Origin of the sequence: Thiorhodococcus fuscus (assembly GCF_042682685.1) — a bacterium.
In the GTDB taxonomy this organism is placed as follows: domain Bacteria; phylum Pseudomonadota; class Gammaproteobacteria; order Chromatiales; family Chromatiaceae; genus Imhoffiella; species Imhoffiella fuscus.
The window spans coordinates 1-23,994 of record NZ_JBHUHX010000032.1; the positions used below are offsets into that span (position 1 = coordinate 1).

The 23,994-nt window shown below is 62.9% G+C and carries 24 protein-coding genes and 1 pseudogene; 22 read left to right on the plus strand and 3 right to left on the minus strand.

Annotated features, from left to right (window positions below; translation table 11 throughout):
• The 5 genes and pseudogenes from ACFSJC_RS12090 to ACFSJC_RS12110 form a co-directional block, all read left to right on the plus strand.
• Window positions 1-234: pseudogene (locus tag ACFSJC_RS12090) on the plus strand (methyl-accepting chemotaxis protein); the annotation flags it as partial.
• Window positions 235-349: 115 nt separating this feature from the next.
• Complete coding sequence (locus ACFSJC_RS12095; protein ID WP_386026985.1) at window positions 350-1,156, plus strand: CheR family methyltransferase; 807 nt, start codon at window positions 350-352, stop codon at window positions 1,154-1,156.
• A 14-nt stretch (window positions 1,157-1,170) separates the two neighbouring features.
• The gene (locus ACFSJC_RS12100) at window positions 1,171-1,689 is read left to right on the plus strand and encodes a chemotaxis protein CheD (protein ID WP_386026988.1); all 519 of its coding nucleotides are present in this window, start codon (window positions 1,171-1,173) and stop codon (window positions 1,687-1,689) included.
• Window positions 1,686-2,765: a protein-glutamate methylesterase/protein-glutamine glutaminase gene (locus ACFSJC_RS12105; protein WP_386026990.1), complete on the plus strand. Its 1,080-nt coding sequence runs from the start codon at window positions 1,686-1,688 to the stop codon at window positions 2,763-2,765. Before ACFSJC_RS12100 ends, ACFSJC_RS12105 begins: the two co-directional genes overlap by 4 nt.
• Before the next feature lie 17 nt (window positions 2,766-2,782).
• A complete protein-coding gene (locus ACFSJC_RS12110; protein ID WP_386026993.1) occupies window positions 2,783-5,047 on the plus strand; it encodes a putative bifunctional diguanylate cyclase/phosphodiesterase in 2,265 nt (754 codons plus the stop codon).
• 82 nt (window positions 5,048-5,129) lie between these two features.
• Here the strand turns inward: ACFSJC_RS12110 and bfr (ACFSJC_RS12115) are convergent, their stop codons facing one another.
• Both bfr (ACFSJC_RS12115) and bfr (ACFSJC_RS12120) read right to left on the minus strand, forming a co-directional pair.
• Window positions 5,130-5,606: a bacterioferritin gene (gene bfr / locus ACFSJC_RS12115; protein WP_386026995.1), complete on the minus strand. Its 477-nt coding sequence runs from the start codon at window positions 5,604-5,606 to the stop codon at window positions 5,130-5,132.
• A 17-nt stretch (window positions 5,607-5,623) separates the two neighbouring features.
• Window positions 5,624-6,088, minus strand: a complete 465-nt coding sequence (gene bfr, locus ACFSJC_RS12120; protein WP_386026996.1) for a bacterioferritin — start codon at window positions 6,086-6,088, stop codon at window positions 5,624-5,626.
• Between the two features lie 167 nt (window positions 6,089-6,255).
• Here bfr (ACFSJC_RS12120) and ACFSJC_RS12125 point away from each other — a divergent pair, with 167 nt between their 5' ends.
• The 3 genes from ACFSJC_RS12125 (at window position 6,256) to ACFSJC_RS12135 (ending at window position 7,371) form a co-directional block, all read left to right on the plus strand.
• On the plus strand, window positions 6,256-6,459 hold the full coding sequence (locus ACFSJC_RS12125) for a (2Fe-2S)-binding protein (protein ID WP_386026999.1): 204 nt from the start codon (window positions 6,256-6,258) through the stop codon (window positions 6,457-6,459).
• A 14-nt stretch (window positions 6,460-6,473) separates the two neighbouring features.
• Window positions 6,474-6,662, plus strand: coding sequence for a hypothetical protein (locus ACFSJC_RS12130; RefSeq protein ID WP_386027002.1), 189 nt, complete (start codon window positions 6,474-6,476; stop codon window positions 6,660-6,662).
• Between the two features lie 421 nt (window positions 6,663-7,083).
• Window positions 7,084-7,371, plus strand: coding sequence for an ATP dependent RNA helicase (locus ACFSJC_RS12135; RefSeq protein WP_386027004.1), 288 nt, complete (start codon window positions 7,084-7,086; stop codon window positions 7,369-7,371).
• Window positions 7,372-7,598: 227 nt separating this feature from the next.
• Here the strand turns inward: ACFSJC_RS12135 and ACFSJC_RS12140 are convergent, their stop codons facing one another.
• On the minus strand, window positions 7,599-8,027 hold the full coding sequence (locus ACFSJC_RS12140; RefSeq protein ID WP_386027006.1) for a TOBE domain-containing protein: 429 nt from the start codon (window positions 8,025-8,027) through the stop codon (window positions 7,599-7,601).
• A 236-nt stretch (window positions 8,028-8,263) separates the two neighbouring features.
• Here ACFSJC_RS12140 and ACFSJC_RS12145 point away from each other — a divergent pair, with 236 nt between their 5' ends.
• From ACFSJC_RS12145 to ACFSJC_RS12210, 14 genes are all read left to right on the plus strand, one after another.
• A complete protein-coding gene (locus ACFSJC_RS12145) occupies window positions 8,264-9,058 on the plus strand; it encodes a TOBE domain-containing protein (protein ID WP_386027008.1) in 795 nt (264 codons plus the stop codon).
• A 509-nt stretch (window positions 9,059-9,567) separates the two neighbouring features.
• Window positions 9,568-11,550: a TonB-dependent receptor plug domain-containing protein gene (locus tag ACFSJC_RS12150; RefSeq protein WP_386027009.1), complete on the plus strand. Its 1,983-nt coding sequence runs from the start codon at window positions 9,568-9,570 to the stop codon at window positions 11,548-11,550.
• 11 nt (window positions 11,551-11,561) lie between these two features.
• Window positions 11,562-12,140 (plus strand): molybdopterin-dependent oxidoreductase, encoded by a 579-nt coding sequence (locus ACFSJC_RS12155; RefSeq protein WP_386027011.1) that lies wholly within the window; start codon window positions 11,562-11,564, stop codon window positions 12,138-12,140.
• 73 nt (window positions 12,141-12,213) lie between these two features.
• Entirely contained in the window at window positions 12,214-12,858 is a 645-nt protein-coding gene (locus ACFSJC_RS12160; protein ID WP_386027013.1) for a MotA/TolQ/ExbB proton channel family protein, read from the plus strand.
• Window positions 12,858-13,250, plus strand: a complete 393-nt coding sequence (locus tag ACFSJC_RS12165; RefSeq protein ID WP_386027016.1) for an ExbD/TolR family protein — start codon at window positions 12,858-12,860, stop codon at window positions 13,248-13,250. Before ACFSJC_RS12160 ends, ACFSJC_RS12165 begins: the two co-directional genes overlap by 1 nt.
• A complete protein-coding gene (locus ACFSJC_RS12170; protein WP_386027019.1) occupies window positions 13,247-14,101 on the plus strand; it encodes an energy transducer TonB in 855 nt (284 codons plus the stop codon). Before ACFSJC_RS12165 ends, ACFSJC_RS12170 begins: the two co-directional genes overlap by 4 nt.
• 117 nt (window positions 14,102-14,218) lie before the next feature.
• Entirely contained in the window at window positions 14,219-16,465 is a 2,247-nt protein-coding gene (locus ACFSJC_RS12175; protein ID WP_386027020.1) for a TonB-dependent receptor, read from the plus strand.
• Window positions 16,466-16,500: 35 nt separating this feature from the next.
• Window positions 16,501-17,547, plus strand: a complete 1,047-nt coding sequence (locus ACFSJC_RS12180; RefSeq protein WP_386027022.1) for an ABC transporter substrate-binding protein — start codon at window positions 16,501-16,503, stop codon at window positions 17,545-17,547.
• Window positions 17,548-17,551: 4 nt separating this feature from the next.
• On the plus strand, window positions 17,552-19,792 hold the full coding sequence (locus tag ACFSJC_RS12185) for a TonB-dependent receptor (protein WP_386027024.1): 2,241 nt from the start codon (window positions 17,552-17,554) through the stop codon (window positions 19,790-19,792).
• A 13-nt stretch (window positions 19,793-19,805) separates the two neighbouring features.
• A complete protein-coding gene (modA, locus tag ACFSJC_RS12190; RefSeq protein ID WP_386027027.1) occupies window positions 19,806-20,513 on the plus strand; it encodes a molybdate ABC transporter substrate-binding protein in 708 nt (235 codons plus the stop codon).
• A 166-nt stretch (window positions 20,514-20,679) separates the two neighbouring features.
• Window positions 20,680-21,345 carry a molybdate ABC transporter permease subunit gene (locus ACFSJC_RS12195; RefSeq protein WP_386027030.1) on the plus strand — a complete coding sequence of 222 codons (666 nt, stop codon included), beginning with the start codon at window positions 20,680-20,682 and terminating at the stop codon, window positions 21,343-21,345.
• Window positions 21,345-22,409 carry an ATP-binding cassette domain-containing protein gene (locus ACFSJC_RS12200; protein WP_386027032.1) on the plus strand — a complete coding sequence of 355 codons (1,065 nt, stop codon included), beginning with the start codon at window positions 21,345-21,347 and terminating at the stop codon, window positions 22,407-22,409. Before ACFSJC_RS12195 ends, ACFSJC_RS12200 begins: the two co-directional genes overlap by 1 nt.
• A 15-nt stretch (window positions 22,410-22,424) precedes the next feature.
• Window positions 22,425-22,838: a hypothetical protein gene (locus ACFSJC_RS12205; protein ID WP_386027034.1), complete on the plus strand. Its 414-nt coding sequence runs from the start codon at window positions 22,425-22,427 to the stop codon at window positions 22,836-22,838.
• Between the two features lie 85 nt (window positions 22,839-22,923).
• A complete protein-coding gene (locus ACFSJC_RS12210; protein WP_386027037.1) occupies window positions 22,924-23,781 on the plus strand; it encodes a sulfurtransferase in 858 nt (285 codons plus the stop codon).
• The last annotated feature ends 213 nt before the right edge of the window (window positions 23,782-23,994 follow it).

The following is a 23,994-nucleotide window of genomic DNA, read 5'->3' on the forward strand; positions in this document are numbered from 1 at the left end:
CAGAACGCCTCGGCCTCCGAGGAGCTGGCGGCGACGGCCGAGGAGATGAGCGGTCAGGCCGAGCAGCTCCAGCAGATGATGAATTTTTTCAAGATCGCATCGGATGTGGAACGGGCCGTCAAGGATAGGATCCGTGCCCCCGATGCGCGGCCGAAGTTGGCGTCCAAGGCGGCCGATAAGGTGATGCCCATGACGTTTCCTCCATCCTCGGACTCGGAGTTCGTTGCCTTCTAGCCCCCGGCACGGGAGTCGACTGAGGTCGACGAGCTACGCCTTGATGATGCAGCCACATAGCTGCTTGTCCGTCGATCCTGGTGGGTCGGTCGGGCACGCGGTGCGGAACATTTAGATGAGCACGCAAGAGACACGATTGACCGACCAGGAGTTTGCGCAGTTCCGAAAATTCATTCACGGAGTCGCCGGGATCAGCTTGGCACCCGTGAAAAAGACCTTGGTCGCTGGTCGCCTGAGCAAGCGGCTGCGACATCATGGTCTGACCAGCTTTTCGGACTATTACCGACTCATCACGGCCCAAAGCGATGAGCGCCAGATCGCGGTGGATCTGCTGACCACCAACGAGACCCATTTCTTTCGCGAGCCAAAGCACTTCGAGCTTCTGCGCGACGGGCTTCTGTCCGAGCATCCGCCCGGGCGTCCCTTTCGTGTCTGGAGCGCGGCCTGTTCCAGCGGCGAGGAGGTCTATACCCTGGCGATGGTGTTGGAGGAGTCGCTGGGGGGGGCGCCCTGGGAGGTGTTCGGATCCGACATCAGCACCAAGGTTCTGCAGCAGGCAGAGTCAGGGCTCTATTCGATGGAACGTGCCTCTGAGCTGTCCCAGGATCGGCTGAGACGTTATTGCCTCAAGGGGGTCGGAAGCCAGGAGGGACGCTTCCTCGTCGCACCGCAACTGCGCTCCAGGACGCGCTTCGCACAGGTCAATCTGACGGCCACCTTGCCGTCGACTCCCACCTTCGACGCCATCTTTCTGCGCAACGTCATGATCTACTTCCAGCCGGAAACCAAGCGGCAGGTGGTCCAGTCGCTCATGAGTCGGCTGCGTCCGGGTGGCTGGTTCTTCATCGGTCATTCCGAAAGTCTCAACGGATTGGCGTGCGATCTGGAAGGCATCGCGCCCGCCGTCTATCGAAAGATCTGAGCGGATCTCCGTCCATGCAAGACATCTATGTGTATCCCTGCGATATCTGGTTCGGTGGCGGAGAAACACGTCTGCGGACCCTGTTGGGTTCTTGCGTCGCGGTGACGCTTTGGCATCCGAGGCTGCGGATTGGTGGGCTCTGTCACTTCATGATCTCGCGTGCTCCCGCATCCATGCGTCCCGAGCGCGAGGGCTGTTACGCCGATTCGGCGATGGCTATGCTACAGAGTCGGATTGCGGCGACCGGATGCGCTCCGAGCGAGTTCGAGGCCAAGCTCTTCGGCGGTGGGATCATGTCGACTTGCCCAGATGCTGTGCTCGAACTTCAGCCCTATCAGGTCCAGGAACGCAACATCGCGGCCGGCCGCGAACTGGCCAAGCTCTTCGGCCATCCGGTGGTCGCGGAGCATCTGGGTGGCCACGGTCACCGTCAGCTGGTCTTCGATGTCGCCACGGGTCTCGCCTGGCTCAAACATTCGCCCGTCGTCTGCGATGAGGGGTGTCGTCGTTGTAAAAAGGAGCAAATGGCATGAGCCCCCCCGTCAAAGTCATGATCGTCGACGACTCGGCCACCGTGCGTCAGGTGTTGTCTGGACTACTCAATGCCGAGCCCGATCTGACGGTGATCGCGACCGCCTCGGATCCGCTGTTCGCGCTGGAGAAGATGAAGCGCGATTGGCCGGACGTCATCGTTTTGGACGTGGAGATGCCGCGCATGGACGGTATCACCTTTATGAAGAAGCTGATGGCGGAGCATCCGACACCTGTCGTGATCTGTTCTTCTCTGACAGAGAAGGGCGCCCAGACGACCGTTCAGGCGCTGGCGGCGGGGGCTATGGACGTCATCACTAAACCCCATCTGGGGCTGAAGGACTTTCTCTCCAGCGCAGCCAAGGACGTCGCCAATGCCGTGCGCGCGGCGGCTAAGGCCAACATGCGGCGCGTCTCGCCCTCGCCAGCGCCGTTGGCTGTGGCACCCAAGTATTCGGCTGATGTCATGCTTCCGGCCCCCGATCAGGCGATGCATCAGACGACCGAGAAGATCGTGGCAATCGGCACTTCGACCGGAGGCACGCAGGCGCTGGAGATTCTGCTGACGGCGCTGCCCCGCACGACGCCGGGTCTGGTCATCGTCCAACACATGCCGGAGCGCTTCACCACGGCCTTCGCCCAACGGCTCGACGGGCTCTGCCAGATGGAGGTGCGGGAGGCGCAGAACGGCGACCGTGTCATGCAGGGGCGCGTCCTGATCGCTCCCGGTGGACGCCACATGGTGCTCAAGCGTAACGGGGCTCAGTATCAGGTCAACGTCATGGACGGTCCGCCGGTGAGCCGGCACAAGCCGTCCGTCGATGTGCTTTTCCGGTCCGCCGCGCGTAGCGCGGGACGCAATGCGCTCGGGGTCATCATGACCGGAATGGGCGATGACGGCGCGCGCGGTCTCAAGGAGATGCACGATGCCGGCGCTATGTCGGTCGCGCAAGACGAGGCGAGTTGCGTCGTTTACGGGATGCCTAAGGAGGCGGTCAAGTTGGGTGCCGTGGAGCGATCCCTGCCGCTCGAAGAGATCTCCGGTGCCATCATGGCCTTTGCCAGCGGGCGTCGATAGTCGAAGGGAGCTGTGCGATGATTTCTGGACGATGCCAGGGCGCAAGCCCGCAGAACTCCATGATGGTGTCGTCGATTCTGGTCGCCTGGCCGGCCTTGACCTGGTTGACGATGACTGGTGTCACCGATCCGAGCATTGGGGTCGGAGAGACACTCTATGGCGCCCTTCAGGCGCTCATGGCTGCGGTAGCCGCCGTCGCTACGATACGGATTGCGCTGGCGCCTCGTCTCTGGTTTCGGCGCGGTAGACACCCGCACCGGCGCCAGATGGCGATGGGCATCCTCTTCGCTTCGGTTTTGGCCCTCGGGGCGGCCGCACAGCTTACCAGCTGGTTGCTGTTGGCGATGGCGGTCGTGGCCTTCGGGGTATTCCTCCTCACGCGTGGTCAGCGCACGGAGCTGGATCTGGCGCTGTTCGGGCTGGTCCTGTTGGTCACTTGCTGTCTGTTCCTCGTCGTCGCCGAGCGTGTTGCCGATCCCTTTCTTCAGCTGGGTGGCGACGGCCTGGTATTGGCGGGACTCCTTTTGCTGTTGCGGTTGCTTGGTCGAGAGGATGCCGCGACCCGCCCCCCCTGCGCGCCCAGACTCGCATGCCTGAAACAACTGATCGATGTTGCCCCGGTCGGGGTCGTCGTCATGGATACAGACTCCAGGATTCGTTATGCCAACCGCCAGTTCGCATCCATGATGGGATCGGCGGATCCGCTTGAGCTTGAGGCTGGCGAGCGCCTGTCGGATCTGGCTCAGGACGCGGTCTCTCGGCAGGTGCTGCTGCGCGAGCTCGCCAACCTGACGGAGTCTGCCGAACCCGATTCCACTGGTGCGGCGGCGATCTCGCTACGCACGCTCGACGGTGTCGATGTGACCGCCGACATGACCTTCGGCTGTGCTAGCGTGGGTGATCGTGCAACGATCATCGCCATCGTTCGGGATACGTTGGAACTTAGTCAGCAGGATTATCTGCTGCACATGATGGCGACTACGGACGATCTGACAGGGCTTCCGAATCGCGCGCAGCTGTCCTTGATTCTGGACGACCCTGCATCCGGTGTGGCACGGGGCGAGCCGGGCGCTCTGGTTCTGATCGATCTCGATCGCTTTCGTCAGGTCAACGAGACGCTCGGGCACGAGTTCGGCGATCTGTTGTTGGTGACTGTCTGCGCGCGCCTGGTCGAGAATTTGCCGGCCGGCACCCCGCTGGTGCGTTTCAGCGGCGATGTCCTGGTCGCGGTTTTGTTTGGTGCCGATCGAGGCGCCGTGGTCGCGTCTGCCGACCGAATTCTACGGGCATTCGCCGAGCCGATTCTCATCAACGAATGGGAGCATTCGCAGAGTCTGAGCCTGGGGATCGCGCTTATTCCCTCCGATGGCCAGGATGTGAGTCAGTTGGTGCGCAAGGCGGATCTGGCGCTCGGGTGGGCCAAGTCCTCGGGCGGCAATGCCTATGCCTTCTACGATGGCCCCGTCGCGGATCAGGTCCAGCGGCGGCATCGGCTGCAGAGTCTGTTGCGACAGGCGCTCGCCGAGCGCGAACTGCATCTCCATTATCAGCCCCGTGTCGACTTGCTGACTCGGCGCATCACCGGCTGGGAGGCGCTGTTGCGCTGGGACAGCCCCCAGGAGGGTGCCGTCAGTCCGGGTGAATTCATTCCGGTGGCCGAGGAGTCGGGGCTGATCCTGGAGATCGGCGATTGGGTTCTGCAGGAGGCCATGGCGCAGCATGCCCGCTGGATAGACCAGGGGCTGAACCCGGGAACGATGGCGGTCAATGTCTCTCCCCGCCAGCTGCGTCGGCCCGATTTCGCCAAGCGGATCGCGGCACTGATGGAGCGCCACGGTGTCGCAGCCAATCAGCTCGAACTCGAGATTACGGAGACGGCGCTGATGGAGGATGTTCCGACCGCGACGCGGGTACTGAAGGAGCTCAGTGACATGGGCGTCAGTCTGTCGGTCGACGACTTCGGGACCGGTTATTCCTCGTTGGGTTATCTGCGGAGTTTTCCGCTCGATCGGCTCAAGATCGATCGGAGCTTCGTGACACCGCTCGGAAGTGACGGGCATCCCGAGGCGATCGCGCGTGCCATCATCGTTCTGGCCCATTCACTCGGTCTGACCGTGGTCGCCGAGGGCGTGGAGACAGAGTTACAACTGCGCTATCTGGTTCTGAACGATTGCGAGGAGGTCCAGGGGTTTCTCTTCAGTCGTCCGCTTCCGGTGGCAGAATGCGAGCGGCTCCTGAGGAATGGCCGACCCCTCTGTGTCCGAGAGGTCGCCGGGAACTGAGGCGCTTCACCCTATTGCGTTCTCTGAGTGCGGCGCGGCGAACCCATGTCGTGGTTTTCGATCTTGGGATCGTCCGCTGGATTCAGGACGCGTCCAACTGAGACTGAAGATAGTTGCTCATCCCCAGACGGTCGATGAGACCGAGCTGGCGCTCCAGCCAATAGGCGTGATCCTCTTCCGTGTCCTGCAGCAGTACCTCAAGCATCTCCCGCGTCTGATAATCCTGCTCCTGTTCGCAGATCGCGATGGCCTCCTTGAGCGCATCGACGACCTCGTATTCCAGCTGCAGATCGTTCTTGAGCATGCTGGTGACGTCGGTTCCGACCCGCAGTCCGTCGCGTTGCGAAAGGTCTGGCGTCGCCTCTAGGAAGAGCATGCGCTTGATGATCTTGTCGGCATGCTCGCGCTCCTCCTGGGTTTCGTGGTCGATGCGCTCGAACAGCTTGTGAAAGCCCCAGTCCTCGTACATGCGCGAATGAATGAAATACTGATCGATGGCGGCCAGTTCGCCAGCCAGCAGCTTCTGAAGTTGTGCGATGACGGTCGGTTTGCCTTTCATCTCTCTTCTCCTCCGGCTCAAACGGCCGATTGCAGGTAGTTTTCGATTCCCAGCGCTGCGATGAGCGAACTTTGCGTTTCCAGCCAGTCGATGCGCTCCTCGGCGTCTTCCTGCAACTCCTCCAGGTGGTGCCGGGTCACGAAGTCTTGTTGCTGCTCGCAATGGGCGATGGCCGCGACCAGTGTGTCGCGGTAGCGCCGCTCCATGGTGAGGTCGTGCTTCAGGATCTCGGGGACCTGCTCGCCGATCATCAGCTTTCCCAGGTCCTGAAGATTGGGCAGCCCCTCCAAGAAGAGGATGCGAGCGATGAGCGCGTCAGCGTGCTTCATGGCGCGGATGGACGCCTTGTATTCCTGTTCCTCCAAATGGTGGAAGCCCCAGTTCCCGAGCATCCGCGCATGCAGGAACAGCTGGTTGATTTGAGTCAGGCTCTCCTTGAGCACCGCGTTGAGCTGTTGATTGATGGTGGGATCGAGTTTCACTGGTGTTGTGCTCCCGGTCGAGGTCGATGAATGACAAGGGGTGAGGCGAGACGATATTTGGGGCAACTGAGATTTTGCGATCGGAATCGCATTGTAGCCCTTGACATCAATGCGAATCGTTCGTATTTTCTTGATACCTCTACGCTAAAACTTAGGTGGCCCTGAACATGTACGTTTGCATCTGCAACTCGGTTACGGACCGTCAGATTCGCGAGGCGGTCGAGCAAGGACATGACACCCTGGGTAAGTTGCGTTCCGAACTCGGAGTCGCTGGCTGCTGCGGCAAATGCCAAGAGTGTGCAAGGAATCTGCTCAATGAAGTAGTAGCCGAGCCCGGTTGCTTCAACCTCGTCCTGTCGGCGGCCGCGTGACGGAGAGAGATTCCATGACCCGTTTGGCCTCAACGCTTGATGGTCCGCTCGGCCCTGAGGTTCGATTGCGGCTGCGTCTACGTCTGTTTTATTGGTTGAGGGCTGTCCTCGGCGGCATGCCGATGAGTCGGCGACGCGAACGCTGGAATATGTTGCACCGCTACGCCGAAGAGATGAGCCGCGAGCGCAGCCGCAAAAATTAACATTTCCCCATCGTTCAGGTTGGCACGTGTCGCTTTTCACGTGCCCGATCCATCGTTCGTCTTCCCGCCCTCGGTGCGGCAGGCCCGGCGCCCTCGTGTCGTTGCGCCTGTTCGTGCGCTTCATCCCAGGCGATTTCTACGCCGATTCCACCTTCGTTCACCGATTTGATCGCTGGTCGCGACCCCGCTCGGGCGTCGCGCGCGGGCGTTTGCACGTTTGGCGGCATTCGCCCTTGACCTGGCCGCCATTGTCTCTTTATATTTAATGAGAATCGTTATCGTTTGATTCTTGTTCTGTCACAAGCTCGCGAACGCTGGATCACCTTCGGTCGAGCGGTGTGACCAATGCCAGTCGTGTCCGGACGTTCGTCGGTGCGGCTTGCAAGGTACCCGCGAGTCCATGCCGATACGGAGACACCGAATGCAACCCTTGATTGCCATGCTTGCAACCGACGATCTCGTCCACCTGGACCGGCCGGCCCTGGAATCACGGCTCGGCGATCTCATCCGACGTTACGTGCGCGAGGCTTCGGTCGAGCAGGCCGAGTCCGTTGTGCGTCACATCGACGCGCTCTATTTGCATCCGGATGTCTGTCGGGATGCCGAGGAGCAGTGCGCCTACCGGCGATTCGCGCGGCATTGGCGTTGTATCGCCGGGCGCTATCGGGAAGGGAAGGTGGACCCCATGTCCGGGACGGTTGTCACCTGAATTTAGGTTGTACTGGCGAGTCCAGGCGCAGCGGTTTGGTGTTGGTGCCTGAGGCAAGCCTATTGGGGCGGGGCAGCGTGAAATCCGAGTGATGGTCGAGCAGACGCTTCGGGGCGGTTCTGCTTTGGCGTTCTCGGTTGGTGGGGTAGGGGGAGATTGACGCCGCCCCGCGAGCGATGGGGCTGCATGATCGAGCGGCGGGCGCCGTCTGGCGCCCGCGAAAAGACTTAGGCCGGGACGCCGAGAATGACGGCGGATGCCTTGAAGACGGCCATGGCAGCAGTGCCTTCCTTGAGACCCAGTTCTGTTTCGGCATTGTGGGTGATGGACGCGTGAACCTCGTCGCCGCCAGCCAGCGCGATCGTGATTTCGGCGCTCACCGGGCCAGCAGTCACATTCTTGACCGTGCCTGCGAGGCAGTTGCGGGCGCTCAGACGAATCCCGGAATCGTCGGTCATGACGAGGACGGAGGATGCCTTGACGAGCGCGACGACCTCTTTTCCCCCAGCCAGCCCCAGCGATTGAGCGCTTTCGTTGGTGACCACGGCAACCAGCTTCTCACCGCCAGGCAAGGTGAGGTCCACTTCGCTGTTGACCGCACCGGTCTTGACCGCTTCGACTGTTCCGCGAAGGATATTGCGCGCACTAATTTTCATATCGATGCCTTACCTTGCTGATGAAATTGCGTCTTGTGCGCCAGGCCCTTTCTGGCAACTGGCGAATTCTACTTTAGGACGTTGCGGTTTGTACTTACAACCATAGCGGTGGCTATTGTTCCCCTTTGGTTCGCAGCCTTCTTTTGTCGTCTTGTTCGAGGTTGTATACTCACCGTTATATCTATCAAAGTATAGCGAATTCCATGTTCCCACACGGCGCAGAATCGGTTCGCCTGATGAGCAAGCTGTCCGTCGAGACGCAGCTTGGCAATTTCCTGGGCGATACGCGCATTCGTCTGTTGGAGGCCATCGGTCGCCACGGTTCCATCTCCCGCGCAGCCAAGGCCGTGCCCATGTCATACAAGTCGGCATGGGATGCTATCGATGCCATGAACAACCTGGCCGAGTCCCCATTGGTCGAGAGTTCGGTGGGTGGGCGCCACGGCGGCGGTACCCATCTGACGCCCTATGGCGCCAGACTCATCGCCATGTTCAGGGCGATCGAACAGGAATATCAAGGGGCCCTTGAACGTCTCTCGCGTGAGATGGGCGATTCGGAGGAGGCGGACCTGCAAGAGTGCCGTCGGCTGTTGCGACGGATGGGCATGAAGACCAGCGCGCGCAACCAGTTCGCCGCGAGGGTCTGTGGTCTCAATCTCAGCGAGGTCAGTGCCCAGGTGCAGCTTTGCATGGACGAGGGACTGCAATTGACCGCGCTCATCACCCGCGAGAGTGCACGCCACCTCCAGCTCGAGATCGGCATGGAGGTGCAGGCGTTCATCAAGGCCTCTTCTGTCATCCTTTCCGTCGACCCGAATCTGCGTACCTCTGCACGCAATCATCTATGGGGTCATGTTAAGCGTATCTATGAAGGCCCTGTCAACGTCGAGGTCACCCTGGTGATTGCGGGTGGGCGTACCGTCACCGCTGTCGTCACCAGGGATAGCGCCGAACATCTCGGCCTCTTGGTCGGGAGTCCCGTCTGCGCCGTGTTCAAGGCGACCAGCATCATCCTCGTCACCCTGCATTGAGGCGTGTCGTCACCCCGGAGCAGTGAATTCTCGCGGTTCGTTCCGTGTGTCTTCTCTTCATGGTGAGGCCTGTTGGCGCTTGCTGCACGAGATTCGAGCGAGGACCGTCCGATATCCCGCTGGTTCTGTCTGGTTCTGTCGATGTAGGTCTCGAATCGTTGTATACAAAACGACATAACGAATCGTGCGTTTTGCCTCATTTTCCCCCGCAGCCTTGCCCGTTTCGATTTTGTGTGTCGATTTCTTATTTTTTAACAAAAGGTTAAGAAATGGAGTCGGTGTCTTTTGAATTTGGCATCGATACTGCATTGCTGTTGCCATGGCCATGGAATCGCCATTGGTATGCTGTGTCTGGCGTTGTATTTTTTTGACTATAACGGTCGTTTTACCGACGTCTCCGACTTGTTTGGAAGGCGCGTGGCGACCCGAACCGACGGATGTTTTCGATTGGTCGGGGCCGAGCGATTCGACGTGCCCTTCATCAATCGATCCGACAGTGAGAGCAGACCTTGAAACGAAAAATAGGTATCGATTCGGCCATCGGGCTGTCGCTATTGGGCGTCGCCGTTGGCGCCCAGGCTGAGAGCGCCTTGCCCTTGTACGATCTGGGAACGGTCCAGGTGACAGCGACTCCATCGCAACTCGGCGAGGTGGGAGGGGATCAGGCGTCCTCTCTGATCACGCTCGACGAGATGCGCGAATTCAACCGCAACAACGTGGGCGATGCGCTCGACCTGTTGCCGGGCGTGACGGTGTCGACCAACTCTCGCAACGAGAAAACGGTCTACGTCCGAGGCTTCGATTCGCGCCAGGTGCCGCTCTTCATCGACGGCATCCCGGTCTATGTCCCCTATGACGGTTACGTGGATTTCAACCGCTTTACGACGGCCGACCTCTCTGCGATTCAGGTCGCCAAGGGTTTCAGCTCCGTCACCTATGGTCCCAATACGCTGGGAGGGGCGATCAACCTCATCTCGCGCAAGCCGACTCGGGAGATCGAGGGCGATGCGAGCGTCGGATTCGGCGAGGGGAACGAGCGCACTGCCTCCGCCAACGTCGGCAGCAATCAGGGGCTTTGGTATGTCCAGGCCGGCGCATCCTGGATCGAGAGCGACGACTTTCGGCTGTCTTCCGACTTCAAACCGACGGCGACCGAGAACGGCGGGGCGCGCGAGAACTCCTACCGCCGTGACGACAAGCTGTCCCTCAAGATCGGTCTGACTCCGAACGATACGGACGAATACGCATTGAGCTACTACCGTCAGAGCGGAGAGAAGGGTCAGCCGCCCTCGACCGATCCGAGCTATGTCCGCTACTGGCAGTGGCCCTATTGGGACAAGGAGAGCATCTACTTCATCTCGAACACCGCGCTCGGTGACACCGAGTCGGTGAAGCTGAGGCTCTATCACGACGAGTACGACAATGCCGTCGAGTCCTATACCGACGACACCTACACCAGGCTCAAGACCTCGGGTAAGGGCAGCGTCGGATCGGCCGGCAAGAGCGTTTACAACGACCGCACCAATGGTGGCTCGATCGAGCTGCGCTCGACCCGATTCAACCGTCAGGATCTACGTCTGAGCCTCCAGCTCAAGAAGGACGAGCACAAGGCCGACGATACCCTGGAGCTCACAGAGCACTTCGAGGACACCCTGACCACGATCGGAGTGGAGGACAACATCGCTCTGGCCAAGGATCTGACCCTCTCGCTTGGTGTGGTCTGGAGCGAGCTGCGGGCCGACACTGTCTACAAGTCGAGCGATCCCGTGCCCGATCCCGGCGATCAGTCGGCCACCAATGGTCAGGTTGGGCTTTTCTGGGATCTCGATCAGGTCGGACGTCTCTATGCCACGGTCGCTGGAAAGACCCGTTTCCCGACCCTGAAGGACCGCTATTCGTTGCGTCTCGGCAAGGCCGTTCCCAATCCAGACCTGGAGGCCGAACAGTCGATCAACTATGAGGTTGGCTACCAGGGCACGCCCTGGGGGCAACTGCACCTCGAAACGGCCCTGTTTCTGAGCGACATCACCGATCTCATCCAACAGGTCGACAACGTCGAGGACGACAAGTACCAGATGCAGAACGTCGGCGAGGTACGCGTCACCGGCTGGGAGTTGAGCGCGTCGGCACCGATCGGCGCCCATTGGACGGTCGGGGGAACTCTGACCCTGCTCGATCGTGAGAACCGAAGCGATCCCGATACCAAACTCACCGGCGTTCCGGACCGAAAGGTCACCGCCCATGTCGCCTTCCGTCCGGCGGATCGCTGGGAGGCGCTGCTGTTCGTCGAGCACGAAGGGCCGCGTTGGGAGTCCGACACCGTTGAGTTGGACGCCTATACCACCGCCAACTTCAAACTTTCCTTTCGTCCGGTCGATGAGCTGGTTTTAGAGGCCCGTCTGGACAATCTGGTCGACGCCGATTACGAGCTGGCCGACGGTTACCCGAATCCGGGACGTATGTGGTTCATCAACGCAAGGTACGAATTCTGATGTCTGTTTCCATGCCAAAGACCTGTCTTCACCCATCCAGTCGGCTCGCACGATCGCGGGCCGGTCTCTCCTTTCTGATCCTTGGCCTGCTGGCGTCGAGTCTGGCGGTCGCGTCTCCGGCCATGGACCCGCAGATGTCCTACATCTCGGATTCGGTTGCCGTCACGGGGGCGGTCGAGAATCCACTCACCCTCTCGGTGGCCGATCTGGAGCGGTTTCCGCCTCAGCAGATCGGTGAGGTCGAGATGATCTGCGACACCGGCGTCAACATCGGCAAGAAGGAAAACCTGCGCGGCGTCCTGCTGCGCGACATCCTCGAACAGGCCAAGCTCAAGGCCCTCACGCCGCGCGATTTCCGCAAGATGGCGGTGATCGCCAAGGCCACGGACGACTATGTCGCGATCTTCTCCTGGGGCGAGATCTTCGATTCCGAGGTCGGCGATCACGTCATCGTCTACTTCCGCAAGGATGGCGCGCCGCTCGGCGTCGAAGAGGGGCAAATCGCGCTCATCTCGACGACGGACAAGCGCACCGGCCCGCGTCATGTGCGCTGGCTGAACGCGATCGAGGTCCGGCAGCTCGTCAAATGAGCAGCAGACCCATGCCTGAGCGTCTCATGCGTTATGTGAAATCAAATATAACGTTTGCGAACGGAGATCCCCGATGACTCTCTCATACCTGATGCAACTGGCCGAGCATTCGGGCGGTGTGCTCTATCTGATGGTGGGGCTCTTGACCGCTGCGCTTGCGGTGATCGCCGAGCGCACCTGGGCGCTGCGCAACCTGACCCGTCACGGCGAGACCCTGACTCGGGCCCTGATCGATCTGCCGGCGCAGGATCGTTCCGGACTCGAATGGATCAGCGAGACTCAGGCGCGCCCCCTGCATGGAGCGTTGTTGGAGACTACCCTGGCCTTGCCGCCCAGCAGTCAGGAGCTGCTGGGTAATCGGCTGGAGGAGGTGATCCTGCGCCAGGTGCCGCTGCTGGATCGGCGTCTCTGGGTTCTGGATACCACGGTCACTCTGGCTCCCTTGCTCGGGCTGCTCGGGACCATTGTCGGCATGTTCCACGCGTTTCAGGTGCTCTCGGAGCCTGGTGCCGCGCCCAATGCCGTGACCGGCGGCGTGGCCGAGGCGCTGGTGGCGACCGCCGCTGGGCTGTTGATCGCCGTCATCGGTCTGGTTTTCTTCAACGGGCTCAACGAGCGCGTTCGGCTCGCCGTGCATCAGCTCGAAACGCTCAAGGTGATGCTGGTCAACCGCTTCTCCGAAAGCGGTCCGCGAGAGCCTGCGTCCGGAGCCCTTTGATGCGCTATCTGGAGCGGCGCAAGGCGCGTATCGAGATCGTGCCCATGATCGACATCATGTTCTTTCTGTTGGTGTTTTTCATTATGGTCACGCTCAACATGATCCCCGCTACCGGGATCGGCAGCCGTCTGCCGTCGAGCGCCAGCGCCGAGCGGCTTGAGTCGCCGCAGGTCGTGGTCAGTCTGGACGCGGCAGGCATGATCACCGTTGACCGGCAAGGCATGACGCTCGATGAACTGGCGGCCGTGTTGCGCGAGCGCGGCACGGAGACCCGCGTCGTCATCGCCGGCGCCGAGGCCGCGGCCATCGGCGATCTGGTCGCCGTCATGGACGTCTGTCGCTTGGCCGGGGTGACCCGCATCGGCATCGCCACCCGGGAGCCCGAGGCGTGACCCGGACCGAGGCGCCATTGCCGACCCTGCCGTTGTGGCTGGCCACGGCGATCGCCCTCGGAACCGAGGCGGCGGTGGTGGTCGGTCTGTCCAACTGGCCGGCACAGCGAATCAGACCGCCTCAGGTCGATCCGGTCGAAGTGAGTTTGGTGTCCGCCTCCGCGTTGGCCGATTCCGCTGCGGCCGACGCGGTGGGCGACGCCCCCGCCGACGTACCGGAGCCCGAGGCGGCGTCTCTTCCCGAGCCGGAACCGACTCCGCCCGAACCCCCGCCCCCAGAGCCCGTCGAGGAGCCGGAACCTCCGGCACCGGAGCCGCTCGCCGTGCCAACGCCGGATCCCATTGCGGAGCAGGTCGCGGTGGCGCCACCCAAGCCGAGGCCAATACCGAAGCCCAAACCCAAACCGAAGCCTAAACCAAAGCCAAAGCCGGTGGTCAAGCCGGCGCCGAAGCCGGTCTCCAAGCCTGCGGTTCGTTCGGCGTCCACCCAGACCCATGCCAACTCCGGTCACTCGTCCGCCGCGTCCAAGCAGTCGGGAAGCGCGAGCGGTGGATCGCGAGCCGGCAAGGGCGGTGCCAGTTCGCCGGCGGCCTACCTGAACAATCCGGCTCCGGGCTATCCGGATGCGGCGCGCCGCCAGCGCCAGGAGGGCACGGTCCATCTGCGGGTGCTGGTCAACGTCGGCGGGCGGCCCAGCGAGGTGCGGATCGCGACCTCCTCGGGGGTCGCCAGTCTCGATCAGGCCGCGCTGCGGGCGGTGCGTCGCTGGCGCTTTAAGCCGGCGCGCCAGGATGGACGGCCGATCTCCGCCTGGGTACGCATCCCCATCCGGTTCAAGCTGAATCGGTAGGGAGGATCGAGCGCGGCCAACTCCATCGATCCGGATTTCCAGCATTGGATCGATCTAACGGGGCGATGCGAAACCCATCGTCCCCCAACCCCTTGTCAAAGCGAAGGAAGTTGTAGCATGAAGTCATCGCTTAACCCCGCCGCGCTCGTGGCGACGACCTGCGCCATGGCGGCCCTCACCGCCGCCATGGCCGACGAGGTCCAGCTCTCGCCCGTGACCGTCTACGGCCAGCAGGAGTCCGACTGGACCGCCATCGGTCTTGAGGATGACACCACGGCGACCCGTTATCTGATCGGCGGCAAGACCCTGGATCTGCTCGCCGCGCCGAGCCAGATCAATCCCTATCGCGCGCTGCGCGAGATCCCCTCGGTCAGCGTCGCCGACATGGATCCCTATGGTAGCTCGAATCTCAACAGCAACAAGGGGTTGCGGGTTCGCGGCAAGATCGCGTCTCATGGCGCCATGGGCAGCGTCGATGGGTTGCCGCTGACCGGCATCAACCCAGGCCCCGGCTATCTCTGGCTGTTCGACATGGAGAACGTCGAGTCGCTCTCGCTGACCCAGGGTCCGATTCCGCCCGACCGGCTCGCCTTCTTCACCACCATGGGCGTGCTCGACAACCAGCTGCGCTGGCCCGAGGCGCAGGCGGGCGCGCACCTGTCGCAGAGTTTCGGTTCGTACGGCTTCCAGCGCACCTTCGCGCGGCTGGATTCCGGCGAACTCTCGAACGGCATGAGTTTCTTCGGTTCCGCCTCCTATACCTCGGGCGACAAATGGCGCGGTCCGGGCAAATCGCCGGACGGGCGCGAGAACTTCGAGGGCGGCGTGGTCCAGCGTTTCGATGGGGGCATCGAGGCCAAGCTCTATTTCGCCTACAACGACATGAGCCTGGACGACTATCGTCCGCTCGATTACGCCCAGGCGCGCAACCTCTCGCGCTACCGCAATTTCGACTACAACGCCTCGCCCAGCTCGAATCCGGCCGATCGGGTCAACTATTACAAATACAACCAGCAGCAGTTCACGGACTGGACCGTTTTCGGCGAGCTGACACTGCCTCTGGCGGGCGATTCCAAACTCACGATCAAGCCCTTCTATACCTATGAAGAAGGCGTCTTCTACAGCGGCATGTCGAACGGCAAGGTTCGCGAGTGGCTGATCGACCACGACTGGTACGGGGTCAGCGCGGAACTGGCGACCCGTTTCAAAGAGACGGATCTCAAGCTGGGCTATTGGATCAACACCATGGATCCGCCCGGACCGCCCACCGCCTGGAAGCTCTACAACACCACCGCATCCGGCGGACGCTCCTTCTCCAACTGGGCCTTGCTCGCCGAACCCACCGAGCGGCACAGTTTCCAGAGTCTCTACGCCATGGCCACGCATGCCTTCGGCGACCTCGAGGTCGAGGGCGGCGTGCGCTATATGGTCGAGCACATGTCCGGCTTCGACGTCTACAAGACCAATGGGATCGGCAACGTCTCCTTCGATCAGGCGCTGCATCTCGCCTCGACCATCGATCCGACGCGCAGCGCCGATGGCGTGACCTTCCATGAGGTCTTGCCCTACCTGGGCTTCAACTATGCACTGGCGCCGACGGCCGACCTCACGTTGAGCGTCGGACGCAACTATGGCGCGCCCGTCTATGGCCTCTGGCCGACCTACCAGATGAACGCCGCCAAGTTCGCCGCCGCGGGCGTCACGGCCGACGCGATCTGGAACACCATCAAGCCCGAACTCTCGGACGCGGTCGATCTCGGGCTGCATCTGCGCTTTCCCTGGGGCACCATCGAGCCGACCCTCTACTACGCCCGCTACAAGGATCAGGAGGTTGCCTTCTGGGATCCGGCGGTTGGGCTCGCCTATTCGCAGAACATCGCCGAAAGCCACGCCTACGGCGCCCAGCTCGCCGCGACCTGGACGCCGACCCGCACCATCGACGTCTTCGGAACCCTGTCCTACGACCACTCGGTCTTCGACGACGATCTGGCTACGACCGGCGGGGCCATGCTGGATGTGGCCGGCGAGCAGTTGCCCGGCTCGCCGCAATGGCTCGCCAGCCTCGGCGGGCGCTGGCACATGGGGCGCTTCAGCGTCGCGCCCGTCGTCCACTATTCCGGCGATTACTACGCCGACTCGGCCCGTTCCGAAAAGGTCTCCGGTTACGCCACGGTCGATCTCGATCTGAGCTACGAGGACCGTGTCGGGCTCGGCGATCTGACCGCGACCCTGAGCTTCATCAACCTCTTCGACAAGGACTACATCGGCTACGTCAATACCAGCTACGTCCAGGATACGGGGCAGTTCAATTACTACCCAGGTTCCCCCTTCACCATCCTCGCCACGGTCGCGGTCGATTTTTGATTTCCATGAACACTGACTCCTTTGGAATGCCAATGATGCACGATTCCCCTCTCCTTTCCCGCCCTCGCCGGACCCTGCTGGCGAGCGCCCTCCTGCTGGCCGGACTCGGTGTCCAGGCCGCCGAGCTGACCGATATGACCGGACGCCAGGTCCAGGTGCCGGACCGGATCGATCGCGTCTTCGCCGTCGCCCCGCCCGTGGTGCCTCTGGTCTATGCCATCGATCCCGGCAAGCTCGTCACGCTCAACTTTCCCTTCAAGCCCGAGGACGCCCCCTATGTTTCGCCGGCGGTGAAGGACCTGCCGATCGTCGGACGCTATACCGGCGAAGGGCTGCCTCCCAATCCGGAGCTGTTGGCCAGCACCCATCCCCAGCTCAGCATCGCCTGGGACATGCCCTTCATCGATGCCAAGCAGGTCGAGCAGACCTTCCAGAATCTCGGAACGCCCGGGCTCTTCGTCCATCTGGAGCATCTCGCCGACTACCCGGCCGCGCTCGAACTGGTCGGTAAGGCGATCGGTGAGGAGGCGCGGGCGACGCTGCTGGCGAACGATATCCGCGCGCGCATGCAGCGTGTGAGCGAGGCGGTCGGCTCGGTCCCCGAGGCTGAGCGCAAACGGGTCTATTTCGCCGAAGGCCCCGAGGGTCTGTTCACCGAATGCAACGACTCCTTCCACGCCGAGGTCATCGAGCTCGCCGGCGGCGACAATGTGATGCACTGCGAGACCAAGGCGATGTGCGGACGCGACAAGGTGTCCCTGGATCAGGTCGCGACGCTGGATCCGGACGTCATCCTGGTGGACCAGCCCAAGGCATTCCAGACCATCAAGACGGATGCGGCCTGGAGCGGACTGCGCGCGGTGCGCGAGGGGCAGGTCTATCTGGTGCCCTCCAAGCCCTTCAACTGGATGGGTCGCCCGCCGTCCTTTATGCGCGCGGTGGCGATGGAATGGTTCGCCAACGTCCTCTATCCGGAGCGCTTCCGCTGGGATGCCGAGACGGAGATCAAGGACTTCTACAGCCTCTATCTGGGCGTGAAGCCGGAGGTTGTGGATGTTCCGGCGATCCTGGGCGGGAAGTAACGGCATGATGCAGCGCGAAACCCACTTGCTGATGCTGCTGTGGCCGATGCTGGTGCTTTCCCAGGGCGCGCTGGCCGAGTCGGACACCGAGTTGAGCGCCATCGAGGTGACGGCCTCTCCGATCCCTTCGGTCGCGCCGCTCGAAGGACAGAACTATTCGGCCTCGCGCGTCGATGCCGAAGGGTTGGCGACGTTCGGCGGACCGGCCCAGGCTAATCCCTACCGGGCGCTCGATCTCATGCCCTCGGTCAATCTCACCGGCGTGGATGCCTACGGTCTGAGCACCGATCAAAACTTCATGCGGGTGCGCGGCATCGCCGCCTCGACCTATAGCAACCTGGCGGTCACGGTGAACGGCACACCGTCCTCGGTCAGCGCCGGCCGCGGTGGCGTGGGCAATCTGTTCGACCTGGAGAACCTCGAATCCGTCACCCTCTGGCGCGGCGCCCAGCCAGCGGACGTCGGGCTCGGCATGGGCAACCTGGCGGGCAGTATGAACCTGGAGATCAAGGCGCCGACCGAGGAGGCGGGCGCGCATCTGCGCACGGCAGTCGGCGGCGACGGCTTCCACAAGCTCTTCGGTCGCATCGACACGGGCACCTTCAACGGCGGCTCCAGCCTCTTCCTCTCGGGCTCGACCGCCGAGAGCGAGAAATGGCGCGGGGAGGGCGGACAGTCCCGCGACACCTTCAACGCCGGCTTCGCCCAGAACTTCGGCGAGCGCGGATCCCTGCAGCTCTATGCCGCGCATAACCGCTTCCATCGCGACGAGTATCGACCGCTGACCTATGCGCAGAGCAAGCATCTGGATACCTACGGAAATCTCGACTACAACGCCGATCTGACCGGGGTGGCGACGACGGATGCCGACTATTACGCCTACAACAGCCAGCATTTCGACGAGACTAACCTGCTCGCGCGCTTCAGCTGGGCGCTGACCGACGACATCCAGATCCGATTCAGTCCCTACTGGCTGTCGAACGAGGGCGAGCGCCGGGTCGGCAAGACCGACAGGGTCATGGTGATCGACATCGACCAGGAGCAGTACGGCGCCACGGCCGAGCTGGTCGCCGAGCTTGCCGACCAGACCCTGACCCTGGGCTACTGGACCCAGCGGCTCTCCTCCATGCCGCCGCCCATGAGCCAGAAGGTCTATGCGATCGACAGGCAAGGGGGGCTGGTCTTCTCCAAATGGGGCATCCTCGCCGACATGGGCGACCGCGCCTACGAGAGCCCCTATCTTCAGCTGTCCGGCGAGCGCGGTCGCTGGCACTATGGCCTCGGGCTGCGCTATCTGAGCTTCCGCATCCCGGGCATCACCAGCTATGACGGCTCGGGTCTGCCCGACGTGAGCCACGATACAGCCCTGTCCATGAACCCGGCGGTCGTGGCCGCCCTCAGCACCGAGGCGGTGACCCTGGACGAATGGCTGCCCACGCTCAGCTCCCGATTCGAGCTGACCCAGGCGCTGGACCTCAAGGCCGCCTATGGACGCAGCGTCGGCAATCCCTGGATGGGGCCGCTCTACAGCGTCTACATGAGCAACCGCAAGGCGTTCCAGAAGGCGGGTATTCCGCTGCAGCAGCTCTGGGACGATCTGGCCCTGGAGAAGTCGGACACCATCGAGCTGGGTCTCGAATGGCGTCACGGCAGCCTGGTCCTGACTCCGACGCTCTATTACAGCGACCTGCGCGACAAACAGGTCACCGCCTACGATCCGGCGGTCGGCGTCTCCTATCTGCAGAGCGGCGTCGATGCGACGGCCTACGGCGCCGAGCTGGAGGCGAGCTGGGGCCTCGATCGACACTGGACCCTGATCGGCAGCCTGTCCTGGAACCGCAACCGGCTCGACGACGACATCCGCGCCGGCAGCTCGGCGGTGCTGGAGACCTCGGGCAACCAGGTGCCGGACGCGCCCGAATGGCTCGCCAAGCTGGGCGCCGAGTTCCGCTACGGGAACTGGAGTCTGACCCCAATCGCGCGCTATGTCGGGCGCCGTTACGGCGACGCCCTCAACCAGGAGTCGGTCGACGACTATGCCACGGTCGATGTCAACGCGGTCTATCGGCTCGGCAAGGTCGCCGGCATGAAATCGCTCGAGATCGGGATGTCCGTGATCAATCTCTTCGACGCCGATTACATCTCGACCATCGACGTGGGTCAGGACGACGCCCGGCCCGAGAGCATCGATTATTACCCGGGTGCCCCCTTCACGGTCGCCCTGTCGCTGTCAGCCAACTTCTAACGGGGAGATTCACATGCGGCTCATCACACTCACCCTGGTCCTCCTGTTCGCGGTTCCGGTCTGGGCGGATTCGCTCCTGATCGCCGCGGGCGCCGGCTACAAGAAGCCCCTGGTCGAGATCTATGCCGCCTTCGAGGCGTCGAGCGGAACCCGGGTCGAGGCCGCCTTCGGCAACATGCAGCAGGTCATGGCCCAGGCCCGCGACAGCGGCCGGGTCGATCTGGTGGTCGGCGAGCGCGGATTCCTGGAGAAGACCGGGCTCTTCGGGCGCTACGTCGAGCTGGGTACCGGACGCCTGGTCCTGGCCTATGGTCCCAAGGCGCTCGGCGGCTATCGCGATCTGGCGGATCCCTCGGTGGAGCGCATCGCCCTGCCGGATCCCGGGAAGGCCATCTACGGCAAGGCGGCGACCCAGTTCCTGGAGCGCAGCGGGCTCATGCCCGAGGTGAAGGACCGGCTCATGGTGGTGGCGACCGTACCCCAGGTCTCGGCCTATCTGATCGCCGGAACGGTCGACGCGGGCTTCATCAACATCACAGACGCGCTCGGCATCCAGGACCGGATCGCCGGATACGAGGAACTGCCGCTCGAACTCTACGACCCGCCCCGAATCGTCCTGGCCTTCCCCAAGGACCGAGCCGCGTCCGAATCGGCCAGCGCATTCGAGGCATTCCTCGGATCGGACCGGGCCAGGGGCATCCTGGCCAGATACGGGCTCTGACAGGAAAATTTGAACCGCAAAGGCGCGAAGGGCGCAAAGATCTTCGAATGATCGCGATTCAATCCATGTTTGCGCAGGACGGGTCGTTTCGCATGCCTCGGCGTCCCGCATCGAAACCCTTTGCGCGCTTTGCGCCTTTGCGGTTCGACTCCCCGAGTATCCCGGCATGACGCCCTGGCTCGACTGCTCGCCCGCCGCGCTGCTGCTCAGTCTGCAGGTCGCCGGCGTGGTGCTGGTGCTCTTCCTGGTGGCGGGCATCGCGCTCGGCTATGCGCTCAGTCAGCCGATTCCGTTTCGAGGTCTGCTGGATGCGCTGGTCTCGCTGCCGCTGGTGTTTCCGCCCATCGCCATCGGCTTCTTTCTGCTGATGCTGTTCGGGCGGCACGGGGTCATCGGCGGCCCATTGCATCAGTATCTGGACTGGGATCTGGTGTTCTCCTTTCCGGCACTGGTCATGGCCGCCTTCATCGCCGGGTTGCCGCTGGTGGTCAAGCCCATCCAGTCGGCCATCGAGGGCAGCGCGCGCGAGCTGATCGAGGTCTCCTACACGCTCGGCAAGGGCCGGCTGGCGACGCTCTTCCTGGTGGTGATTCCGGTCATCCGGCGCCACATCGCCGCCGGGCTCACGCTCGGGGTCGGACGTTCCTTCGGCGAGGTGGGTATGACCCTGATGCTCGGCGGCAACATTCTGGGTTCGACCGAAACCCTGTCGCTGGCCATCTACAACCAGGTTCTCGACGGCAATTTCGCGTGTGCCACCCGGCTGTCGATCTTGCTCGGGGCACTGTCTTTGGGGCTCTTCCTGCTCCTGCGGCGGTTGGGGAGGCTCTGATGGCCTGTCTGGAGGCCCATCTCGATTTCAGGCGGGGCGTCTTTCGGCTGCATGCCCAGATCCAGATTGCGTCGGCTGGAGTCACGGCGCTAGTGGGGCCGTCGGGCTGCGGCAAGACGACCCTGTTGCGCTTGCTCGCCGGACTGGAGCGGCCGATGTCCGGCTACGTTCGACACGGCGAACGGGTCTGGTTCGACCGTGGACAACGGATCGATCTGGCCCCGGGGCGGCGACGGGTCGCCCTCATGTTCCAAGACTATGCGCTCTTTCCTCATCTGAGCGTGGCGCGCAACATCGCCTACGGACAGCCGCGCGGCGATGGGGCAGGGGAGGTGCGTTTCTGGCTCGATCGGTTGCAGCTACAGCCCTTCGCCGAGCGTCTGCCCCATGCGCTCTCGGGCGGTCAGCGTCAGCGCGTTGCCCTGGCGCGCGCGCTGGCCTCGCGCCCGGACGTGCTGCTGCTCGACGAACCCTTCTCGGCCGTCGACCTGGGTCTGCGCCAGTCGCTGCGTCTGCTGTTCCAGGAGGTGGTCGCGGAGCGACCCATGCCGACCGTCCTGGTGACGCACGATCTCGACGACGTGCGCCATCTCGCCGACCGGGTCGGCGTCCTGGTCGACGGCGAGTTGCGTCAATACGGCCCGACCGCCGAGGTGTTCTCTCGCCCTAGCGACGCCGAGGTGGCTCAGGTTTTGGGCTGGGACAACAGGCTCCCCGTGTCCGGCTGCGAGGACGGTTGGGCGCGAGGCGACTGGGGACGGCTGCGATTGAACGGATCGCTCGCGTCCGCGATCCCCGAGCACCTCGCCATCCGGCCCCATGGACCCAGCCTGACCGATGGCCCCGGCCTGGCCGTGGAGATCGCCCGCGTCACCGACATGGGGGGCTATCGGGTCTTGCTCTGTCGTCTGCCCGACCGCTCGGCGCTGCGCATCCATCTTCCGTCGGATCAACATCCACCCGCGCTGGGTACCCAGGCACGCCTGCGGGTTCCAGACGACTGCATCCTGCCGCTGCCCGCTTCAGCCCTCGGCGCGGCATTTCCTGCGTCCGCATTCACCTGAACCGAGGTCATCGCCATGAACGACGTCTTCACATCCGAGTGCGCCTATGGCAAGCATCCCCGTCGTCACCGCCGGGGGAAGTCGGATAGCTGTGCCCCGAGCTGGCAGAACGCGTTACCCCAGGAATGGCGCGACCGGGTCGTCGTACCTCAGTCCTTCCGCGTCTTCCGCGAATTCGAGATTCCCGCGCGACGCGTCTTCGGCTACGACCAGGGCGGCACGATCTGTTACAGCGCCCATGACTATCGGCTGATCGACGTGCGTTCGGATGACGACGAAGACTTCTACGAGACGCTCGCCTATGCCGAGTCGGTCGTCGCCTGGCGACTGAACGACGGACGCTGGCTGGTGAATCGCCGCATCGACTCGCTCGGCGCCGAAGGCGAATCCGAGAACGACCTTCAGGTCGAGGACGGGATGCCGCGTTGATCGCGGGGAATGGTTTCGATCTAATGGATCGATTCGAACGCCCGTTATGGGTGCCATTGATCGACAGCGAGTGACCAGATTTCAGATGAATCCGACCCCTTTTTACCCCCTGATCGACGCCCGGACCCTGATCGAGCAGATCCAGGATCCCAATCTTCGCGTTTTCGACTGTCGCTTCTCCTTGGCCGAGCCGGAGTTCGGTGCGCGGGTCTATCGAGAGGGGCACATTCCCGGCGCCTATTACGCCAATCTCGACACCCATCTTTCCTCGCCGATCGGTCCCGAGACCGGACGGCATCCGCTGCCGGATCCGATGCGCTTGATCGATTGGCTCGGCCAGTGCGGTGTGACCAGTGACACCCGTGTCGTGGTGTACGATGATCTGGGCGGCACCTTCGCCGGGCGTCTGTGGTGGCTGTTGCGCTGGCTGGGTCATTCGCAGGTGGCCATGCTCGATGGCGGACTGAGCGCCTGGACCGAGGCGGGTGGCGATCTGAGCACCGAGATACCTACAGCCGATGCCTGCGTCTTCACGGCGGCGCCCGAAGATACCGCCTGGATCGCCAGCGACACCTTGGTTGCGGCGCTGGCGACGAATGAGGTCCAAATCATTGACGCGCGGGCGCCGGAGCGTTTCAGCGGTGAGGTGGAGACCACGGACCCGGTCGGTGGCCATATCCCCGGCGCGATCAACCTGCCGTTCACCGGAAATCTGGGGCCGGATGGATGCTTCCTGCCGCCCGAGGAGCTGCGCCAGCGCTTCCTCTCGGCAATCGGCGAGGTGCCGCCGAATCGCGTCGTTCATAGCTGTGGGTCGGGGGTCACGGCCTGCCACAATCTGTTGGCCATGGAGGTTGCCGGCCTCGCCGGGTCGCGGCTTTATGTCGGGTCTTGGAGCGAATGGGTCCGCTCGCCCGACCGCCCCGTCGCGACCGGATTGTAACGACCTGGACTGAGGCTCGGCTTCTCGCTCGGGGAACCCGAATATCCCCAATCGCTGTGAGTCGATCTGTGGATAAGCTGTGAGTTTGCGGTCTAAGGTGCGGGCGAGAATGGAGAAGTGCGGAGCTGGCTAGAAGTCGTCCATGACGATCGGATGTCCGTTCCATGGAGACTGCCGGTTCAGGTCATCGAGATCGACGCCCGCTTCTTGGCC

Excerpts from the sequence above, each read along its gene's own strand:
- ACFSJC_RS12095 (WP_386026985.1), top strand. The coding sequence starts at position 350 with ATGAGCACGCAAGAGACACGATTGACCGACCAGGAGTTTGCGCAGTTC.
- ACFSJC_RS12100 (WP_386026988.1), top strand. The coding sequence starts at position 1,171 with ATGCAAGACATCTATGTGTATCCCTGCGATATCTGGTTCGGTGGCGGA.
- ACFSJC_RS12105 (WP_386026990.1), top strand. The coding sequence starts at position 1,686 with ATGAGCCCCCCCGTCAAAGTCATGATCGTCGACGACTCGGCCACCGTG.
- ACFSJC_RS12110 (WP_386026993.1), top strand. The coding sequence starts at position 2,783 with ATGATTTCTGGACGATGCCAGGGCGCAAGCCCGCAGAACTCCATGATG.
- bfr (WP_386026995.1), bottom strand. The coding sequence starts at position 5,606 with ATGAAAGGCAAACCGACCGTCATCGCACAACTTCAGAAGCTGCTGGCT.
- ACFSJC_RS12125 (WP_386026999.1), top strand. The coding sequence starts at position 6,256 with ATGTACGTTTGCATCTGCAACTCGGTTACGGACCGTCAGATTCGCGAG.
- ACFSJC_RS12130 (WP_386027002.1), top strand. The coding sequence starts at position 6,474 with ATGACCCGTTTGGCCTCAACGCTTGATGGTCCGCTCGGCCCTGAGGTT.
- ACFSJC_RS12135 (WP_386027004.1), top strand. The coding sequence starts at position 7,084 with ATGCAACCCTTGATTGCCATGCTTGCAACCGACGATCTCGTCCACCTG.
- ACFSJC_RS12140 (WP_386027006.1), bottom strand. The coding sequence starts at position 8,027 with ATGAAAATTAGTGCGCGCAATATCCTTCGCGGAACAGTCGAAGCGGTC.
- ACFSJC_RS12145 (WP_386027008.1), top strand. The coding sequence starts at position 8,264 with ATGAGCAAGCTGTCCGTCGAGACGCAGCTTGGCAATTTCCTGGGCGAT.
- ACFSJC_RS12155 (WP_386027011.1), top strand. The coding sequence starts at position 11,562 with ATGCCAAAGACCTGTCTTCACCCATCCAGTCGGCTCGCACGATCGCGG.
- ACFSJC_RS12160 (WP_386027013.1), top strand. The coding sequence starts at position 12,214 with ATGACTCTCTCATACCTGATGCAACTGGCCGAGCATTCGGGCGGTGTG.
- ACFSJC_RS12165 (WP_386027016.1), top strand. The coding sequence starts at position 12,858 with ATGCGCTATCTGGAGCGGCGCAAGGCGCGTATCGAGATCGTGCCCATG.
- ACFSJC_RS12175 (WP_386027020.1), top strand. The coding sequence starts at position 14,219 with ATGAAGTCATCGCTTAACCCCGCCGCGCTCGTGGCGACGACCTGCGCC.
- ACFSJC_RS12180 (WP_386027022.1), top strand. The coding sequence starts at position 16,501 with ATGCACGATTCCCCTCTCCTTTCCCGCCCTCGCCGGACCCTGCTGGCG.
- ACFSJC_RS12185 (WP_386027024.1), top strand. The coding sequence starts at position 17,552 with ATGATGCAGCGCGAAACCCACTTGCTGATGCTGCTGTGGCCGATGCTG.
- modA (WP_386027027.1), top strand. The coding sequence starts at position 19,806 with ATGCGGCTCATCACACTCACCCTGGTCCTCCTGTTCGCGGTTCCGGTC.
- ACFSJC_RS12195 (WP_386027030.1), top strand. The coding sequence starts at position 20,680 with ATGACGCCCTGGCTCGACTGCTCGCCCGCCGCGCTGCTGCTCAGTCTG.
- ACFSJC_RS12200 (WP_386027032.1), top strand. The coding sequence starts at position 21,345 with ATGGCCTGTCTGGAGGCCCATCTCGATTTCAGGCGGGGCGTCTTTCGG.
- ACFSJC_RS12205 (WP_386027034.1), top strand. The coding sequence starts at position 22,425 with ATGAACGACGTCTTCACATCCGAGTGCGCCTATGGCAAGCATCCCCGT.
- ACFSJC_RS12210 (WP_386027037.1), top strand. The coding sequence starts at position 22,924 with ATGAATCCGACCCCTTTTTACCCCCTGATCGACGCCCGGACCCTGATC.